Source organism: Eisenbergiella tayi (assembly GCF_001881565.1).
Taxonomy (GTDB): Bacteria; Bacillota; Clostridia; order Lachnospirales; family Lachnospiraceae; genus Eisenbergiella; species Eisenbergiella tayi.
On the sequence record NZ_MPDJ01000003.1, the window covers coordinates 575,870 to 594,855 of the forward strand.

The 18,986-nt window shown below is 43.5% G+C and carries 15 protein-coding genes; 11 read left to right on the forward strand and 4 right to left on the reverse strand.

Annotated features, from left to right (window positions below; all coding sequences use genetic code 11):
* Nucleotides 1-37: 37 nt before the first annotated feature.
* From BLA28_RS34680 to BLA28_RS13975, 11 genes are all read left to right on the forward strand, one after another.
* Nucleotides 38-253 (forward strand): DUF2397 family protein, encoded by a 216-nt coding sequence (locus tag BLA28_RS34680; RefSeq protein ID WP_242880640.1) that lies wholly within the window; start codon nt 38-40, stop codon nt 251-253.
* A 416-nt stretch (nt 254-669) separates the two neighbouring features.
* Nucleotides 670-1,065, forward strand: a complete 396-nt coding sequence (locus BLA28_RS13930; protein ID WP_069158561.1) for a DUF2399 domain-containing protein — start codon at nt 670-672, stop codon at nt 1,063-1,065.
* A gap of 149 nt (nt 1,066-1,214) precedes the next feature.
* Nucleotides 1,215-2,387: an MFS transporter gene (locus BLA28_RS13935; protein ID WP_242955478.1), complete on the forward strand. Its 1,173-nt coding sequence runs from the start codon at nt 1,215-1,217 to the stop codon at nt 2,385-2,387.
* A gap of 194 nt (nt 2,388-2,581) precedes the next feature.
* Nucleotides 2,582-3,220 carry a uridine kinase family protein gene (locus BLA28_RS13940; RefSeq protein WP_069158560.1) on the forward strand — a complete coding sequence of 213 codons (639 nt, stop codon included), beginning with the start codon at nt 2,582-2,584 and terminating at the stop codon, nt 3,218-3,220.
* A gap of 64 nt (nt 3,221-3,284) precedes the next feature.
* Nucleotides 3,285-3,500, forward strand: coding sequence for a hypothetical protein (locus BLA28_RS13945; RefSeq protein WP_069158559.1), 216 nt, complete (start codon nt 3,285-3,287; stop codon nt 3,498-3,500).
* A 69-nt stretch (nt 3,501-3,569) separates the two neighbouring features.
* On the forward strand, nt 3,570-3,764 hold the full coding sequence (locus BLA28_RS13950; RefSeq protein ID WP_069158558.1) for a YwbE family protein: 195 nt from the start codon (nt 3,570-3,572) through the stop codon (nt 3,762-3,764).
* 226 nt (nt 3,765-3,990) lie between these two features.
* Nucleotides 3,991-4,818: a metallophosphoesterase gene (locus BLA28_RS13955; RefSeq protein ID WP_069158557.1), complete on the forward strand. Its 828-nt coding sequence runs from the start codon at nt 3,991-3,993 to the stop codon at nt 4,816-4,818.
* A gap of 16 nt (nt 4,819-4,834) precedes the next feature.
* Nucleotides 4,835-5,485 carry a response regulator transcription factor gene (locus BLA28_RS13960; RefSeq protein ID WP_069158556.1) on the forward strand — a complete coding sequence of 217 codons (651 nt, stop codon included), beginning with the start codon at nt 4,835-4,837 and terminating at the stop codon, nt 5,483-5,485.
* Nucleotides 5,478-6,872, forward strand: a complete 1,395-nt coding sequence (locus BLA28_RS13965) for a sensor histidine kinase (RefSeq protein ID WP_069158555.1) — start codon at nt 5,478-5,480, stop codon at nt 6,870-6,872. Before BLA28_RS13960 ends, BLA28_RS13965 begins: the two co-directional genes overlap by 8 nt.
* Before the next feature lie 201 nt (nt 6,873-7,073).
* Nucleotides 7,074-9,413 (forward strand): glycoside hydrolase, encoded by a 2,340-nt coding sequence (locus tag BLA28_RS13970; protein ID WP_069158554.1) that lies wholly within the window; start codon nt 7,074-7,076, stop codon nt 9,411-9,413.
* Between the two features lie 242 nt (nt 9,414-9,655).
* A complete protein-coding gene (locus BLA28_RS13975; RefSeq protein WP_069158553.1) occupies nt 9,656-13,480 on the forward strand; it encodes an AAA domain-containing protein in 3,825 nt (1,274 codons plus the stop codon).
* A gap of 187 nt (nt 13,481-13,667) precedes the next feature.
* Here the strand turns inward: BLA28_RS13975 and BLA28_RS13980 are convergent, their stop codons facing one another.
* The 4 genes from BLA28_RS13980 to BLA28_RS13995 all read right to left on the reverse strand — a co-directional run bounded on the left by BLA28_RS13980 (nt 13,668) and on the right by BLA28_RS13995 (nt 18,645).
* Nucleotides 13,668-16,214 (reverse strand): FtsX-like permease family protein, encoded by a 2,547-nt coding sequence (locus BLA28_RS13980; RefSeq protein WP_069158552.1) that lies wholly within the window; start codon nt 16,212-16,214, stop codon nt 13,668-13,670.
* Nucleotides 16,211-16,900 (reverse strand): ABC transporter ATP-binding protein, encoded by a 690-nt coding sequence (locus BLA28_RS13985; RefSeq protein WP_009250413.1) that lies wholly within the window; start codon nt 16,898-16,900, stop codon nt 16,211-16,213. The genes BLA28_RS13980 and BLA28_RS13985 overlap by 4 nt, the downstream gene beginning before the upstream one ends.
* Before the next feature lie 82 nt (nt 16,901-16,982).
* Entirely contained in the window at nt 16,983-17,972 is a 990-nt protein-coding gene (locus tag BLA28_RS13990; RefSeq protein WP_069158675.1) for a sensor histidine kinase, read from the reverse strand.
* Complete coding sequence (locus tag BLA28_RS13995; RefSeq protein WP_009250411.1) at nt 17,959-18,645, reverse strand: response regulator transcription factor; 687 nt, start codon at nt 18,643-18,645, stop codon at nt 17,959-17,961. The genes BLA28_RS13990 and BLA28_RS13995 overlap by 14 nt, the downstream gene beginning before the upstream one ends.
* Nucleotides 18,646-18,986 lie beyond the last annotated feature (341 nt).

Consider the following 18,986-nt stretch of genomic DNA (forward strand, 5'->3'; position numbering starts at 1 on the left):
GAAAAAAAGATAGCAGTCTGAAGGAGAACAATGAGTGGTGAGGCTGCTACAGAAGAATTTTAATCGGCTAAATCAGAATTATCGGCGGGGTTTTTATTACGGAAAAACAGAACATCTGATGAAGTTAGTGGAATTTGATGTACATAAAGATAAGTTTATTAAGTATATAAATGAATTTGTGCAGGAATTGCAGTGTCATTCCAAGTGGATTGGGCTAATTATGAAGGATAATATGTCTGTAATTGAAGAATAATCCTGACAAGAGTAAATTGGACATTCCACATGTGGTTTTATGGGAATGCAGAGCCGAGTATACGTGAAAATATGATGGGAAATGGATTTCTCTTAAAAACTGGTTTATAGATTCTTTTGGAAATGAGAGCGAGTGCATAAAGTTCTGGAAATAATGGATGATGTAATAAGAAGTATTATTCAAAATACAACTCTGCACGTACAGCTCCAGAATGGCGAAATCAGCAGAAAGGATGATTACCGCAAGTTTTGGAATTGCTTTTTTAGGTGAGAATTTGGAAGAGTTATAGAAGTTATCGGCTCATTTTTTGGAGTACAGAAAACACAGCATTTTAAGACATTGGAACCTAGTGAGTGGAAGGGGCATTTTCTTTTATCAGAGTTAATTATGTTGAAATGTAGCTAAAATCTTATGAGATGGTTTCCTGCTATTTAATTCATAATCTGAAAAATTCGGACTATACCCTTTTATGTACTTCCGGTCAGCCCCGTTCTGTGGCACAGGTTCTGATTCCTTATATTTTAGCCGGTGGAGCAGAAGTCTGCTATAATGGAGATATTGCTTCGGATGGGATCTGTATAGCTGACAGACTTTGGAAGAAATTCGGGGATCACGTCCATATATGGAGAATGTCGCCGGCAGATTATGTAAAAAGCCTCTCAAAAGAAAAAATAGGGGATATTGGAAGAACAAAACTTGAGAATATCAGTCATCCTATATTGAAAAAAACGGCAGAATGCATGAAGGAAAAACAGCTGGCCGGATATCAGGAGAATATGCTGAAAGAGCTGTTGAAGGATATGAAGAACTGAATCAGAAAACTTGATTCCGGATAATGCATAAAAACAGTAACAGAATGGAGCACACAGTGAACACAGAACAAAAGAAAAAATCATTACTAAACCATCCCTTACTTCAATTGCTGAAGCATAACAAAGGAAATCCAAGAACATTGATACTAATGGAGCCTCTATGGGGCATTCCATATAATCTAATCACGCCATTTGCCACACTATACATGTATTCGCAGGGAGTAACGGACGTTCAAATCGGACTGATTCTGTCTATCGCCATGGTGGTTCAGGTACTTTTTTCTTTCTTTGGCGGTATATTAACGGATAAGCTTGGGCGGAAATTCACGACTATGATGGGCGATTTCTTCGGATGGAGTGTTGCCTGCCTGATATGGAGCATATCAAATAACTTCTGGCTTTTTTTAATTGCCATGCTCTTTAACTGTTTTGAACAGATTAACCAGACCGCATGGTATTGTTTGCTGATTGAAGATGCGGAGCCCAAAGATTTATTGGGAATATATACATGGGTGAATATAGGCGGTTTGATTGCAATCTTTTTTGCACCGATTTCAGGCTTGCTAATCAATTCATTTACCGTGATTCCCGTTATCCGGGTTTTATATTTGGTCTTTTCCGTAAATATGCTGATTAAGGTAGCAGTTACTTTCCGCTATTGTAAGGAAACCCGGCAGGGAAAGATCCGAATGGCTGAGACAAAGAATACCTCTTTGCTTCATATGTTATATGAATACAAGGAGCTAATTCCTAAAGTATTGAAGGATAAGGAGGTTATGAAGGTTCTGGCTGTTTCTGTCATATTATATATCACGAATATGGTCAGTACGAACTTCTTCAGCTTATATGTGACGCAGTGGCTGGGCATAGAATCTCGTTATCTGGCCTTCTTCCCGATTCTGAACGCGGCTGTAATGTTGATTTTTATGATTGGGATACAGCATAAGCTGGAGCTTGTAAAATTTCGGATACCTATGTGGGTTGGATTGGCATTATATGCAATAGCGGTGATTCTTCTGATATTGGCGCCAATAGGAAATATGCTGTTTGTCATTATTTATGTATTCATTGTGGCAGTAGCAGGGGCTCTTGTTATGCCTCGAAAAGATACTCTGATCCAGCTGAGTATTAATGCGGAGGAGCGTGCCAGGATTAATGCGCTGATTATGTCCTTTACAATTGCCTTTTCTTCCCCATTCGGCTATTTTGCAGGATGGTTATCAAGCATTGACAGACGGCTGCCGTTTGCATTTGCATTTGCTTTGTTCCTAGCAGCATTTATTATTGTGGGCCGGATCCGTGATCCCGAATTCTCTAAGTAGTTATTTAATAAACAGCATTCTGTCATGCCATGGGATTTGCTGCGGGATATAAATATCACGGTTAAAATAATCGGCTGTAATTCATGTCTTATACCTCCGGATAATAACCGTATAATCTGAATTAGGATGAATATGAAGAACTACAGGCAGGGTGCGCCCATAGAATTACACCAATCAATAGGAGGGTGAAACACATGAAAAAAGCTATGCTGCCGTCACTTAAAATAGATTCATGGACAGAGGAAGCTTTGTCCGATCTGACAGCAAAAATATCAGATAATAAAGTCAAATCACTTATACTCATCGATGGAGCAGCCGGTTCAGGAAAGACAACTTTAGCGGTAAAAATCGCTGAACGATTGCATGCAAATCTGGTCCATACAGACGATGTAAGCTGGTGCGCCGATCCAATCCGCTGGGATGAGGAATTGCTTGACGGTATTGTTAAACCCTGGTCCGCTGGAAAGAAGGCGGCGTATAAACCAACCGGCTGGAAAAAAGAGAATCGTCCGGGAGCCATCGAGGTGGATCCGGATAAGGCGCTTATCATAGAAGGCATGGGAGCCGGCAGAAAAACACTGCGTGCGGCGGCAGAATATTTGATTTGGGTGGATACCGAGCCGGAAACAGCCAGGGCACGAGTTGTGCAGAGAGACCTTGCAAACGGGGAAAATGGCGGAACTGTTGAGTCTGTCACAGAATTCGCCGATTGGTGGGATTCCTTACTGGTGCCTTTATTTTTGGAGGAGGAGCCGTGGAAATATGCAGATATTATTGTCAGCGGTTCCAGGTCTGATTTAATTTCTGATAAGCTTATGATCCATGTAATATAAGTCCTATATTGATACCCCGGAATAAATTTTCACCCGTATTCCCCCTCGTACAAGGAGGAAAAACATGCCAGAACAAATTCAAAACATGGAACAAGCAGAAAAAATCTTAGATTATTGGTATGCCATAGAGTTTCTGGCACAGGATAAATTCGATGATATGTGGGAAATACGCAGTAAATTTCTGAGGGCACAGGATGTTTTTACAATAAGTGTGATGAAATGGCACCAACAAGATATAAAACACCTTCCGAATATCCTCAAAATAAAATTGAAAAAATAAATGAGGTTGTGAAAACGAAAAGACAAAAGAAAATGATATCTATCATGTAAAGAATGGAGTAGAGATCCTATGGATAGTACAATAAGAAATAATATTAAAATTGGCCAAACCGTTAAAGTGATTCAAAAACAAGATCAAAGAACGGGAAAGCAAACGGAAGGAGTGGTAGAACGGATATTAACAAACTCCGCCAATCATCCCAGAGGCATTAAAGTGAAATTAGAGGGTGGTATTGTCGGAAGAGTTTGTGAAATTAAAGGATAATAAATTCGATATCAGAGGGATATTTATGCAGCCAGTATTGACTATGATCTGAAAGAAAAAAGTGTAGTGTTGGATGCACTAAACTAAATTGTAACTGCGTATTTATCCTTACCTCAAAGATAAGAATTCACAAAAAAACCGTTTCACCTAAAATTTGACACATCAATGACACATCCTGCAGGTAAAATAATAAACATGTAAATTAAGAAGCAGGAGTTCACCCCAAATGAAGTCATTCATCCATCGATTTTTCGCGGTTCTGTTAATCCTGAGTATAACAGTAACCATAATAATCTATTATGCAGTTAAAATAGAACCATACACAGTTACAATAAATAATGTGAACCTAAATAACAACTTCCCTGAAAATCTTAAAATAATCCAAATATCTGACATCCAAATCAGTGAAAACTATCAGGCTTCAGATTTCCAAACAATAATTTCTCAAATAAATCAGTTAAGTCCAGACATCTTCATATTTACCGGAGATTTATACGAGAATTACTCCTCTTATGGCCCTGAAGAAGAGCTGATCCAACTATTAGCAGGCATTTCAGCAGCCTACGGAAAATACGCAGTCTGGGGAAATCGTGATTATGGCGGCGGAGCTGTAAGGCGGTTTGAAAAAATCATGACCGCCGGAGGTTTTCAGGTCTTGTGCAATGAAGGAGTCCATATTATGCTGAATAACGGAGAACGCCTGTTTCTTGCCGGATTAGATGATTCACTGATGGGTAGTCCAAATATCACGCCGATATTATCCCAAATGAAAGAAGATGACGCCTATCGTATCTTAATGCTACATGAACCGGATGCCGCTGATTTATATGCAGACTATGGATTTGAGTTGATGCTGGCCGGACACAGCCATGGAGGCCAGGTAAATCTCCCTTTTCTTTCCTCGCCGACGACATCCATGGCAGAGAAGTACCAAAAAGGTTTATATGACATGGAAACATCGGGAAAAATAAAATTATACGTTAATTCAGGAATAGGAACCTCCCATTTTCCCATACGTTTTCGTGTTCCCCCGGAGATAACAGTACTTTATTAAAAGTAGGAGGACAACTGTGAATATATTAATTGTCGAAGATGATTCTGACATGCAGAAAATTTTGAAGATCTATCTTCAGCGTGAAGGCTATCAGGTAAACAGCGTTTCTAACGGACGGGACGCAATTGATTTCCTGATCGTGAAGGCTGTGGATATTGTCCTGCTGGATTGGATGATGCCGATAAAAAACGGAATGGAAACGCTGAAAGAAATCAGGCAGCTGAATATTCCGGTTAAAATACTGATGCTGACAGCGAAGGGTGAAAACGCAGATGAGGCCGCAGGCCTTACCTTCGGTGCGGATGATTATCTGCGGAAACCTTTTGATATACAAATCCTTCTGCTTCGGATAAAAAAGCTCTGTAATTCAGAGAATCTTCTTCGATGCAATGACATTGTCCTGAACCCTGTTACAATGGAGGTAATGAAAGGGCAGGATAAGGTGAAGCTTACGAAAAATGAATATGAGCTTTTAAAGTATTTCCTCGCCAATCAAAACATGATTCTTACACGGGAACAGCTGCTGAACCATATATGGGGCATGGATTTTGAAGGTGATATCCGTACCGTTGACACCAACATCCGCAGGCTTCGCCAAAAAATCGGAGAGGAATATATTCAGACAAGGATCGGTATGGGATATATTATGGAGAAACGCCATGATTAAACGGAGAGTGAAAATACGCCGGTTATCTACGAAATTCCTTTTTGGCATAACGGGAATTCTTGTGCTGATTTTAATAGCAACCCTGCTTATTAATTCCCGGATCGCAGAACGGTATTATCTGAATCAGCAGAGCCGGTATGTCAGGAAGACGGGAGAACTTCTGAAAGAACGCCTGCAGGAAGGCCAGGAAGCGGATAAAGTAATAGAGGAACTGGAAGCTTCAGAACAGGTATTGATTGTATATTCTGCAAAATCAGACAGCTATGATGAGCTGAGCATGGATTTACGAAGAAAATTTCAGGAAAAGGGATTAGGCTTTCAAAAATTCTGGCTTTGGGATCAGGATTATATTTCTGCTGTTCAGAATGGCAGTCAATTCCGCCTTTATCAGCAGAAAAAGCTGAATTATGCTATTTTGGTGGAATATCTGTCTTCCGGAGAAAATCTGTATGCAATAGCTGCGATTGTTCCCAACACAGGAGAATTTGTCCGAATCATCAACCATTTCAGTATTCTGCTGTATTCCATTTCCCTGTTGGCAGCTGTGCTTTTGATTTATTTAATGATAAGGCATATAACAGAACCGCTGCAGCAAATGGAGCATTTTTCCAAAAGAATATCCGAACAGGATTATGGGCAGTTGACGGTTCAGACGCATGATGAACTGGAAAGGGTAGCGGACAGTATGAATGAAATGTGTATGTCCATCCAGCAATATCAAAAGGAACTGTTGATAAAGAATCAGCAGATGGAACAGCTTCTGAACGATGTAGCTCATGATTTAAAAACGCCGGTATCCCTGATTGGCATATATGCCGATGGTATCAGAGACGGTTTGGATGATGGTACCTTTTTGGAAACAATCGCGCAGCAGAATGCCAGAATGGCGCAAATGATAGAGCAACTTCTCAATCTGTCACGTATTGGCCAGAAGAATTATCCGTCGGGAAAAATCAAACTGGACATATTGCTGCGGCAGTGTATGGAAGAACAGAAAGTCTTTTTGCAGGAGAGAAAACTAATTCTGAAAGATAATATTGTACCAAATGCGGAGATTGATGGAAATGCCGAGTTAATCCGAACTCTTTTTTCAAACCTGCTGTCCAATGCGGTAAAGTATGCTTCAGCCTCGGACATCGAAATAGAACTATCCCAAAACGAGGAAGGAACATATCACTTCTTCATTTCTAATGCACTGGAAAATGAAGATTTAGACATAGAGCAGATTTGGGTTCCTTTTTATGTAGGGGAAGCATCCCGGAACAAATCGCTGTCCGGAACCGGATTGGGACTCTCCATTGTAAAAAAGATTGTCGTTCAATGCGGGTATAAGATTCAGTGCAGGAAAAAAGACGGGAAGATTATATTTGAAATGGATTTTCAATAATAAATAATATGGAGGGTATAATCAGATACTGAAAATATCTGGTTATATCCTTTTTTTGAATAACCTAATAAGGCATTATTTGTGCAAAATAAATTCCCTTTTGACACACGGATGTAATACCTGCCTTTTATAATCCTAAAAGTACATGAAAGAAAGTACAGTAAAGCAAATATCGGAAACAACGAAAGGAAAACAACTAAAATGAGAAAACATAATTATTTTCACACAGGTATATCCGTACTTCTTATACTAAGCAGTATCCTGAGCGGATGTGGGATAAAAAATTCCATGGAAGAGTCCGAGAGCGGGACGAATGAGCAAACAATATCCCAACAGGCATTGAATCCTACCGTTTCAATAGATTATCAAGCAGATCCGGAGGATTTTTCCCTGATTTTAAAAGATGGTGATAATCAGATTGCAGTATCCGGCCAATCCCCCAACCGAACAGTGTCTGATTTCCGGGAAAGCGATACGGAAACGTTCTGGAGATATCCGGAAGAGCAAATCTCAGTTTCCATCAAACCACAAGATAATTATTTAAGTGTTACAATTACCTCAGAAGCAGATGACGATAACGAATTTAGCTGGCCCAATATTTCCGCGGACACTTATTACATTCCTTTTGGAGAAGGGAAACGAATTCCTGCGGATGATTTGATATGGCAGAACTATCTGAATGATCAGGAATTTTCCGTTCTGGAACAGCTGTCCATGCCCTTCTGGATTACCGAAGCGGGAGATTATTCCGTACTTTTCATTATGGAGAATCCATATCGTACGCAGTTGAATTTTTCGGCGAATCCCGATATTGCCTTTTCCGTTTCTCATGAATATCCTCAAATTGATGATGTAAAGGAAAATCGTTTTCGAATCTACCTGACAAACAGCAATCCGGTCAGCGCCGCAAAGCTTTACCGCAGTTATGTGAATGAACGTGGAAATTTCAAGACCTTAGAGCAGAAAGCGGCGGAAAATCCGGATATCCGTAAGCTTTATGGAGCGCCGTTTATATATTTATGGGGTGATTTTGTCCTTTCAGCCGATAACATCAATTGGCCGGCATTCCGTAATTCCCTGTCTTCCCCTGTGATGGAGTATCTCCTGTCTTTTTCGGAAGAAGCGGAAAACGGTTCTGAGTTCAGAAACGTGACAGAGGAAATAAAAAAGCAGGATTATGTGGATGTATATCAGAAAAATATAATCTGCGGATATATCAGCCAGGTGCTTAAGAGGGATGATTTTTGGGATGAATCCATTTTCACATCCGACAATTCACTGAAAGAGCTTATGCCGGACGGCTATGAAAACTTAAATCAGTCGGAAAAAATCCAGATAAATAAACAGGCGCTGGCTGAAAGCCTGCCGAACGTTTTTCAGGATGCCGGACAATGGATGAACGCATCTACCGTGGATTTGCTTCAAAGTATGCAGGAGAATGGGATTGATCGGGCCTGGATAGGCCTGAACAGCTGGGAACAGGCCTATGCCAAACCGGAGCTGATAGAAACCGCACAGAACCAGGGATATCTGATTGCCAGCTATGATTCCTACCATTCCATCCATGAACCGGGTAAGGAGCAGTGGATTACAGCAGAATTTACGGATAAGTCCTTGTATGAAGAGGCTTCAGTCACCAATAAAAATGGCGAAAAAGCGGCCGGATTTCAAAATGTGGGACGTAAGCTGAATCCTGTGTATTCCCTTCCGGCAGTAGAAGAACGTATGGAAACAATCATGGCAAATCAGCTTCCTTTTAATTCTTGGTTCATCGATTGTGATGCGACAGGGGAAATTTACGATGATTATACTCCCGGTCATATTACGACGCAGGAGGAGGATCTGGCTGCCAGGCTGGAACGGATGGCCTATATCCGCGACCAATATCATATGGTCATAGGCTCCGAAGGAGGGAATGATTTTGCGGCATCCACAATTGCATACGCGCACGGAATAGAATTGAAGAGCTTTTCCTGGATGGATGAGGATATGAAAAGCAATAAAGACAGTGAATTTTACATTGGAAATTACTATAATCCGTCAGGGGGAGTGGCGGCTCATTTTTCCAAAGTAATTCCTTTGAAAGAAAAGTATGATACAATTTTCGTGGATCCCCGGTATGATGTGCCTTTGTATAAATTGGTCTATAATGATTCGGTTATTACGGCGGCTCATTGGGACTGGTCAACATTCAGAATTCAGGGAGCGGCGCAGGATCGGATGGTTCGTGAGGTTCTTTACAATGTACCGCCGCTCTGGCATCTTGATGATGCGGAATGGGAAAAGTATAAATCTGCTATTGCTGATCATTATTCCGTATGGTCGGATTTCAGCAGGCAGGCTGTACTTCTGGAAATGACTGATTTCGAGTATGTAACACCGGAAGGAAGCGTACAGAAAACGGTATATGGCAGTGAACTTTCTGCAGTAGCTAACTACAGCGATTCCGTATATCAGTATGAAGACTCCGAGATTCCGGCGCATTCGGTATTGATAATAAACGGAAGGGAAAATAAAATTTACACACCAACAGCAGACTGATACAGCAGAAAAACGGCACATACACTGCCGTTTTTTCTGTTAATGGAATTCTGCAGAATTTAAAAACCATCTGTACTGCTGATTCGTAATTTAGATATTTTATTGTTGCCTGTCTTGGTATATAATGGAAAATGTACAACAGTTAATTTCTGTATAGAATTAAGATTAGACTTTCACACAAGGAGCTCATACAGCATAGAAATTATACATGTGATTAACTGTTAAGAGAAACCGAAAGGGTAATGGTAAAAAACATGGGTGATATCAATAATCTTATTTCCTACTTCTGTGAATATGATTTCTACAATAATATTCTTTCTGCAGAAATAAGAGATAAGAGGGCTATTGATGTATTATTGGAAAACTGTAAATTTCCTTTTCTGTCTGCCAAAATGGCCGAAAGAAAGGCGGAACAAATCCTTCAGATCTTAAGCAGTAAACTGCCCCTGAATAAAAAGCAGGAAGGGAAAAATTTGATCAGAGAGTATGTGGATCACCGTATTTCTCTGCAGGACTTGTTTCAAAGGCTTCCTTTTACCACTCAGAAGTTTCTGGGTCAGGCAAAGGAGGAGGTCAACAAAATAGAAAATAATCATATTTTTTATATTTTTTATCCCGTATATCTGAATCGGAGAAAACATACCCAGCAGCCGTTATTCACATTCACCTGTGAGCGCATGGAAGATTCGTATCGAATACAGAAAGTGTATGCCAACAAAAATATCCTCACGCTGCTTCTTGCTCAGAAAAACGATATGGAATTGACAGATGCGAGAATTTTGTATGAAAAGCAGATTGATGAGATGTCCGCTGCTGTGGATGCGCTGCATCCGGAGGAGAATATCCTGAACCTATATCAGACGGTAAGCGGAGAATTCAGGCATATTTTTGGAACGCAGTTACAGGCATGCCAGGTTTCCGGGGACTGGCAGATGTTGGAAAAGGCTCTGGTCTCTTTTGCATCCCAGGATGCGGTGATTGAAAACTGTTTCCGGGATGAGATGGAAACCATGGAGCGGTTTTACAGTCAGGATGGTATTCTGCCGGAGACTGTGCAGCAGTACATGGGGATTTCCGGGAAAAGTACGGAAGATATAAGCGGAATTTCCTTTCATGGAAGCCATCTGGGAAGTTATCAGGCGGAATATCCGGTTAATCGGAAACAATGGGAATTGGTGCAGATGGCGGAAAAGTCAACGCTGCTGTGTGTTGAGGGGCCTCCTGGAACCGGGAAAACGACGTTGTTGAAAGAATTGATTGCAGATACATTGGTAAAAAAAGCGGATGCATTATTAGAAGTATGGGACAAACCATGGATAGATATGGGGGCAGAAGGAAAGAAAATCAAGTGTTCTCCGCTCGCGGGAAAAAATCCGTATTCTATCGTTATAAGCAGTACGAATAATAAAGCAATTGATAATATCGGCTTGGAATTATTGCGGGAGGTGGCCTTCTTTTCAGAGTGTGCCGGTGAAATCGAAACTGATGGAGCGAAGTGTGCAGGTATTTTGTGTGCCAGACTTGGAAACAGCGGAAATATAGAAGATTTTTACAATTCCTTTTTCAGGCCGTTCTGTGATTTCCTGGAAAATAAGGAGATTACGCAAAAAGAGGCGGAGGCCGTAAAGGAACACTATATGGAACTGCGCACGAAGATGGATCGGACTTCCCGGAAAATGACAGAATTTATTTCATTGCGGGAAAAGTTTGAAGACTGTTCTTCCTTAAAAGAGCTGTGGGAAAAACAGCAGTATATAGAAAAGGAGTTCAGCAAAACAGCTGCGAAAATAAAGGAAGAAGAGAAGAACTATTCCGATTGCCTGAATGAAACAGCGGAATTGAAAAGAAAGAATAATGAGGCTGAGCAGGAAAAGAGCCGGTTGGCTAAGCAAAAAGAAGAATCGGAGAAACAGCTTTCCGCACTTTATTCTGATTTGGAGGAGTATGAAAGCATAACCGGGGTCAAAAAGATGTTTATTTTCCTGTTCCCTGCGGCAGGAGAAGTGAAGAAGAAATATGGTTCCGCACAACAGATTCGCGATATGATTTATGACCGGAAGAAGCAGCACGAGAGTCTGGATGGGCGGATGAATGAGCTTGTTATGGAGGCAGCCCGGTCAAAGGAAAGACAAGGAATACAGGAAAAAGAAGCGGCCGCTATTCAGACGGAGCTGCTGAAGAATAAGTCCCACAGTGAAAATGTCAGAAAGGAACAGCAGATTCTGGAGGCATATTTAAAGCTTCTTTCGATGCTGGAGCAGGAATTGGAGATTTCTGCAGAACAGTGTCTGAAAGCAGAGGCTTTTATGTTCTTTAGCTGTCCCAGGATAATCACCATGAGAAATCAGCTTTTTATGGCTTCTCTGTCTTTATTTGAAAGCTATGTCCTTAGGAATAAAGAGCCTGTATTGGAAAATCTGAATATTTTACTTACTGCCCAGGAGAGGGGAGATGGAGGGGCTTTTTATAATTGGTGCCGGGCTTTATATAATGGAGATGCGGCATATAAGGAGGAGAAAGCCGCGTTGGTTCGAATGCTGTGGGAGACGTTTTTTCTGTGTTTTCCGGTGGTTACCACGACACTGCATTCCTTCCGGAAAACGACATTCCCCATGATTCCCGGACTGTTTGATATGCTTTTGATTGACGAGAGCGGCCAGATTGTTCCTTATTATGCACTGGCGCCGCTGTATCGGGCCGGCCGGGCGGTGTTTGTGGGGGATGTGAATCAGATTGAACCGATAAAAAGTGTTCCCTCCAGCCTGCTGGAGAAGAAATATACAGATTTGCTGGGTGAGGATTGTTATGAAAGGTTCTGCCTGGATGCTGCCAGTGCGCAGAGCTATGCGGCAAAAGCGAGTGATTTCTTCGAGATGGTGGGGGATATACGCCAGGGGGTGATCCTGACGGAACACAGACGGTGTGAGCCTGCAATAATGGCTTTTTCTAATAAATATGTATATAACCATGTTCTGGAGTTGGTAGGTACGGATGATAACCGGAAATTGTTTGGCAGTAATCTGACGGCCTTTGATATCAGAGGCTTTAAGGCGGCCCAGCATTATAATATTGCTGAGATTCAGGCATGCCAGGAGATTGTCCGTATTTTCGTCAGGGAATACGGGGAAGAGGTAAAGAAGGATATCGGTATCATCACGCCGTTTTCAAAGCAGGCGGAAATGCTGAGGAAAAGTATTCCCGGAGTGGAAACAGGGACTGTACATGTATTTCAGGGAGCGGAAAAGAAATATATTCTGTTCTCCTGTGTAATCGATACTGCAGAAAATGATTCGGGACTTTGTAATTTTATCGGCGGGAAGTGCAATCTCCTTAATGTGGCCTTTTCCCGGGCAAAAAAGCAGTTCATATTTGTGGGAAACCTGTCTGCAGCACAAGGTAAGAACAATTATTTGAAAAAAGCGGTGGATGTGATAAGGGAATCCGGGAAAATATACAGCCTTTTTGATACGGACCGGCTGTCCGGTGAAAATATGTTGTGGGATGAAAATGTCATACATATATTATCCGGAGAACAAAAGCTGGCTGAAGAGGATGAAATTGGAAGATACCTGAAGGAAGTGATTCCTCATAACATCATTGATACGCCGCGGCTGCATAATGAGATATTGAATGAAATGGTTTTAAGAGCGGCACAGAGTATTCAGATTATATCGCCATGGATTGGACGGAACGTGGTAACAGACAGGATGCTGGAGGCGATACGTGATAAAGTAGAGAATGAGATTCAGGTCCGGATTATATTTGGTTATAAGGCGGAGGAGTGTTCCTTGGAGGATATTGACAAGTTGGTGCAGCAAGATATTCCATGGGAAAAAGAGGCATCTGCTGATGTAATAAGAAAGCTTCGGATTCTTCTGGGTGATGGGCTGAAATATGAACCGCCAACCCATATAAAGCTGCTTATGGTGGACGACAGGTATCTGTTTATCGGTTCTTTAAATTGGCTGTATAACAGCGGGAAGACAGCACAGAAGGAAATCAGCTGCCTGATTACCAACTCAGATACCATTCAATATGTGAAGGAGCGCTTTTTAAACCAGAGGTAACTGTTCAGAACCCCTTTCTGCCTGTCTGTATCCCCGGCGTTGGGGGGCAGAAAGGGGTGTTTTATTCGGATAGCAAAGACGGCAGTTTTGATTTCACTTTCCGGGCCGCCGCTTTTCGATTCATACATATTACAGGTGGCATTGACTCAGCACATTCCTGCATTTCATCGAAATACATCATCCTTTATCAGGCCATCTCATCCCGAAGGGCATCAATAATATTTTCCTTCTTAATCTTGTTAATCGTATACAGCATTGTAATAAATACAATAAACAGGACTCCAAACACGCTGATCCCGATACTTCCCCAGGGAATCGAAAATCCGACTTCATCCACAATCATTCCCTTGTGAACCAGCCATGCGGCAAGCACTGCGATGGGAAGGCCATAAAGCAGCGCCCTCATTCCATAAAAAATGCATTCAAAATTCATCATTTTCTGGAAATCGTGTTCAGACATACCCACGGAACGAAGCATGGCGAGCTCCCGCCTGCGCAGTTTTATATTCGTGGAAATCGTATTGAACACATTGGCGACTGCAATCATCGAAATCATAACGATGAAGGTATAGGCAAATACATTGGCTATAAAAATATAATTCCTGTTTTCATCCATCATTTGATACATATTGTAAAGACTGTATTCTCCCGTAATTCCTTCACCTTCTATAATAGTCTCCATTTCCGATGCCGAAAGAGAGGGATCGGTTGACTGAAAACTTAAACTTTTCACGCCTTTCGAAGCATCCGGGAATTCAAAGGTACTTTTTGCAGAATAAGGCGCGAGCACCTGGAAGCAGGCCTGTTTCTGTCCGGAGTTTCCTCTTGCCGGAGGAGAATCCGGCGGTACGAAATCCACAAAGGCAACATCGATATTTTTGCTTTCGGACAGCTTTTCCCCGCTGTCGGTTTCAGGAATAAGAGTGATTTTTACAGAAGAATTCCTGAAAACAGTAAGGATACGGTCATCCTCCGCCGTCATGGAAACGGCAATAAACTTCGCATTTTCTCCGGTATACTCTGTCTCGGATAACCCCAGCTCTTTGAGAATATTCTCATACCGGCTGTCTTCAAGGAACTGTATATTTACGGGCAGATCCACAATTTCATCTGTTGAACTCAGGCCTTCATGCCGCAGATAATCTTCGGAAAGCTCACCGGTACCGGCAGCACAGGAGTAAGCTATAACTTCCTGATACAAAGCATCATATACACCTCGGGCAGTTTTCAGCTTCTCATAAAGCGAAAGCATTTGCCCGTCATCCAGATCCTGTGTGGAAAAAATAATATCATAGTCCGTAATCTCTGTCCGCTGGCTCGACATTCGTTTCATATCAGCCGTCAATGCGCTGGTGGAAATGAACAGGACTATACTTAAAACAAGGGAAAGTATAATGCTGCGGTATCTTTTTTTGTTCCTTTTGAAATTTTTCAGTGCAAGCGTTCCTTCCAGGCCGTAAATACGCATGGACAGCCTGGAGGTTTTTACGGTTTTGGATTCAATTTTCACCTCGTTCGTCTGGCGGATGCATTCCATCACCGGTGTGTTGGCGGCCTTTCTGGCCGGGATATATGCAGATATCAGGATGGTAAGCAGGCTGACTGCCGCCGCGGCGATGAGCGCGGGAGCGGATAAGGTCAGGGTCAGAGGAACATCCTGGAAGAGGATGCTGGCAAAGTTTTGGGAAATAACGGAAATGACCAGTCCGATGCTGATGATTCCGACCGCAATACCGATTGGGATGCCGATCATGCCTATGCAGAATCCTTCAAACAATACCGAATTGCGCAGCTGCTTTGCCGTGGCTCCCACGGAAGAGAGGATGCCGAACTGCTGTGTCCGTTCATTCAGTGACATGTTGAATGAATTATAGATAAGAAAAATGGATCCGAGCATGATGATGGCGATGACAATGCCTCCCATAGAGTACATGAACATATTGAACAGGTTGTCATCGGAAATCCCCATGAAACGCAGTACGTTGTCATTGAGGACGTAAGCATGTTTTCCGGTGCTGTTTACATAGGCGCGTACCTGACGTGGATTTTTCAGGGTGACAAACAGGCTGAAGCTGTCCGTTTCGGTGCGGTCATCCGCTTTGGTTATTAAAGTATATCCCGGAGCGGAAGCCTCCTCATAATCAGGCCTGCGGCAGGTACCGACAACGGTATAGGTTTTCTCTGCCTGCGGCACGAACGTTTCCCTTCCGGCTGCATAGGGATCGCCTTGAGACAGTTTGCGGTCTCCGTCCATGCGGTTTCCTACGGACAGGGAAAGGGTATCGCCCACCTTGAAGCTGACACCGCCGTCAGACGCGACTTTGCTGGATATCAGAATTTCCCCGCTGTTTTCGGGCAGTCTGCCTGAAAGCAAAGTGATGGGAAGCGCAGTAAAGGTTTCATCGGTGAAGCCGGCTATGAAAAGGTAGGGTTTAACCGGATTTTGGCCGCCGTCAAGCCCGGCATAGCCGATATTGTCAAAAACTGCTGTGGCAGCAAGTTTATCATTGACGGCCTGTTCCCGGATAAAAGAGGAATCGACGTCCAAAAACGCGGCATGCCAGCCGCCGTATTTGGAAATGGATCCATTTATCAAATAATTCAGAAGGGAAACGCCAAAGGTGGTGACTGCCGTTACCATGGCGGCGGACAGAATGACTCCGACAATGGTTACGAGGGTCCGGGTACGATTTTTTTTCAGTCCCTGGAGGGCTACCTTGTTAAAGATATTCATGAGCGTGCCACCTGCCTCTCATCACGCACCACTTTTCCATCCGCGATGCAGATAATCCGGTCCGCCTGGAGCGCAATATTTTCATCATGTGTAACAATGATGAGGGTCTGGTGATATTTGTTGTGGCTTTCTTTCAGAAGATGGATGATTTCCTGGCCGTTTTTGCTGTCCAGGCTGCCGGTAGGTTCATCGGCAAGCATGACGGCGGGGGCATTCATCAGAGCGCGGCCGATGGCGACACGCTGCTGCTGGCCTCCGGACAGCTGGTTCGGCAGATGTGTTTTGCGCTCCTCCAGGCCAAGGAGCTCTAACAGGTCGTTCAGCCGTTTCTGGTTGACTTTGCGTTTGTCCATGAGGATAGGAAGGGTAATATTTTCTTCCACATTCAGGGTCGGTATCAGGTTATGGAACTGGTAAATCAATCCTACCTGGCGTCTGCGGAAAATGGCGAGCTTTTCATTGCTCTGTCCGTATACATCCTGGCCCTCCAGGTATATTTTCCCGCTTGTAGGGATGTCCACGCCGGCGATGGCATGCAGGAGAGTGGATTTACCGGAGCCGGAGGAACCGATGATTGCGGTGAATTCCCCTTTTTCGATAGTAAGTGAAATATGGTCGAGCGCGGTAACCTGGTTTTCCCCTTTTCCATAGACCTTGCACAGCTCTTTAATTTTTAAAAACTCCATTATATGTGTCTCCTTTCGTAGTTCATAGCCATATAATAGAACTTTCAGCTTACATTTCGGTGACTTTTCGGTGAGAGATCCGTCACTTTGGAAAGCGGATGACAAACATCGCGCCGCCCAGGGGATGATTCCGGGCGGTGATGGATCCGCCCTGTCTTGTGATTATGGTCCGGCACAGCGCCAGGCCTATTCCATATCCGGCGGTGCTGGAATTTTGCCCCCGGTAAAACCGGTTAAAAAGGTTTGGAAGGTCTTCTTTTTTGAAGCCTGCTCCGCTGTCATGAATTGTGATTTCCGTAAAAATGGGATTGTCCTCACAATGGATATCAATTTTTCCATTATCGCCTGCGCTTTCCATGCAGTTTTTGAAGATGTTCTGAAGGGCTTCCGACAGCCAGTTGAAATCCCCGTCTATGGTTATTCCGGGTGGTACATCGGCCTGCAAAGAGATATTATGAAGCTCCATGGGGATCTGAAGAGGTTGGAGTGCAGCAGTAATTAAGCTGTTTATATTAACTTGCTCCTTCTGAAAAACCACAATTCCTGCATCAAGGCGTGATAATTTCAAAAGGGAAGTGAGCAGCCAGTCCATCCGTACAAGCAGTTCCTCTGTTTCCCTTATCAGATTTTTCCGTTCCTTTTCATCAGAAGTATTTTCGATTAATGACAGGACGAGGGTTATCGATGTGAGAGGAGTCCGGAGCTGATGGGCGACATCGGCCAGGGAATCGGCAAGATGCTCCTTTTCTTTTTTCAGAGCGTCGTTTTGTTCCCGGATACGCAGCATCATTTTGGTGATTTCACTTTGCAGGATGGAAAGTTCCCCTTCCTCCGATTCCGCAATAAATAGATGGTCGGCATTATGAAGCACGAGATCAATCTGCTCGGAAATCTGCATAAGGCTTTTGTATCTGGCTTTTGTAAACACGAAGAAAGCTGTTCCGAAGGCAAAGGAAGAAAACAGGGCAAGAATCCCTGCGGCCATATTGTTAGCGAACCCCAGCGTCACAGAAGCAGCGGCTATTAAAAAGAAGATGACGGCGAACTGCCGAAATTCCCTATTCCGAAGCATTTCCATCCCCCAATCGGTATCCGGTTCCGCGGACGGTCAGAATGATCTGCGGATTAGCAGGATCCTTTTCTATTTTTTCCCGAAGCCGTTTGATGTAAACGGTGAGTGTGTTATCATTTACAAATTCACCAGCAGCATCCCACAGTTCATCGAGCAGGCGGTTTCTTGTTATAATAATTCCCGGGTTGTTGATAAATACCAGCAGCAGGCGGTATTCCAGTGCAGAAAGAAAAACGTCGCTGCCGTCTTTTTTGACGACACCGCTGGCAGTATCGACATGGAGGCCGCAGATTTCAAAAGCGGATGTGCTGACTCCGCTTTTGCGAAGGGCGGTTTTGATTCTTGCTACCAGTTCGCGGGGGCGGAAAGGCTTGGTGATATAGTCATCCGCGCCCATATTCAGTCCGGTGACGACACTGGCTTCGTCGCCGGAGGCGGTCAGAAAGATGACGGGAATATCCTGGGATTCTTTGATTTCCGTGCAGACCGTAAAGCCGTTTCCGTCGGGCAGAGAGATGTCAATCAGCGCGAGATCGAATCTGCTGCCGGCGAGCGCGGCAAGGGCCTCGCGTCTTGTGGGGGCGTGGGTGACAGTGAAGCCTTCTGAGCGGAGCAAAAGGATTAGGTTTTTGGCGATTGTAAGGTCGTCTTCAAGTAAGAATATTTTCTTCATTTCTTCTTCCTATCTTTTTTTGTGGGTGATTTTGCGTAGGGTGTGAGTATGCCCCTATGCCCGCCGGTTCCGTGTCTGCCGTCCGTATGGGTCCCCATGCTGTCCTCCGCCGTCCCCGGACATGCAAGGGTCCTTGCAGGGGAAACGACTTTAGTCGTTTTTGCTTATCGCTCGGATAAGCACGCAGCGGTACTAAGGCTGCAAAGGACGCAGCCTAAGGACCGGCGAGCTTATGACGCCCCTTACAGGAACCCTTGTATGTCCGGGGACGGCGGAGGACAGCACGGGGACCCATACGGACGGCAGACACGGAACCGGCGGGCATAGGGGCATACGCGAAG

What these genes read in the sequence shown, in the direction of transcription:
- BLA28_RS13970 (WP_069158554.1), top strand. Translation starts at nt 7,074, where the DNA reads ATGAGAAAACATAATTATTTTCACACAGGTATATCCGTACTTCTTATA.
- BLA28_RS13980 (WP_069158552.1), bottom strand. Translation starts at nt 16,214, where the DNA reads ATGAATATCTTTAACAAGGTAGCCCTCCAGGGACTGAAAAAAAATCGT.
- BLA28_RS13930 (WP_069158561.1), top strand. Translation starts at nt 670, where the DNA reads ATGGTTTCCTGCTATTTAATTCATAATCTGAAAAATTCGGACTATACC.
- BLA28_RS13995 (WP_009250411.1), bottom strand. Translation starts at nt 18,645, where the DNA reads ATGAAGAAAATATTCTTACTTGAAGACGACCTTACAATCGCCAAAAAC.
- BLA28_RS13965 (WP_069158555.1), top strand. Translation starts at nt 5,478, where the DNA reads ATGATTAAACGGAGAGTGAAAATACGCCGGTTATCTACGAAATTCCTT.
- BLA28_RS13945 (WP_069158559.1), top strand. Translation starts at nt 3,285, where the DNA reads ATGCCAGAACAAATTCAAAACATGGAACAAGCAGAAAAAATCTTAGAT.
- BLA28_RS13990 (WP_069158675.1), bottom strand. Translation starts at nt 17,972, where the DNA reads ATGCTTCGGAATAGGGAATTTCGGCAGTTCGCCGTCATCTTCTTTTTA.
- BLA28_RS13955 (WP_069158557.1), top strand. Translation starts at nt 3,991, where the DNA reads ATGAAGTCATTCATCCATCGATTTTTCGCGGTTCTGTTAATCCTGAGT.
- BLA28_RS13985 (WP_009250413.1), bottom strand. Translation starts at nt 16,900, where the DNA reads ATGGAGTTTTTAAAAATTAAAGAGCTGTGCAAGGTCTATGGAAAAGGG.
- BLA28_RS13950 (WP_069158558.1), top strand. Translation starts at nt 3,570, where the DNA reads ATGGATAGTACAATAAGAAATAATATTAAAATTGGCCAAACCGTTAAA.
- BLA28_RS13975 (WP_069158553.1), top strand. Translation starts at nt 9,656, where the DNA reads ATGGTAAAAAACATGGGTGATATCAATAATCTTATTTCCTACTTCTGT.
- BLA28_RS13935 (WP_242955478.1), top strand. Translation starts at nt 1,215, where the DNA reads ATGGAGCCTCTATGGGGCATTCCATATAATCTAATCACGCCATTTGCC.
- BLA28_RS13940 (WP_069158560.1), top strand. Translation starts at nt 2,582, where the DNA reads ATGAAAAAAGCTATGCTGCCGTCACTTAAAATAGATTCATGGACAGAG.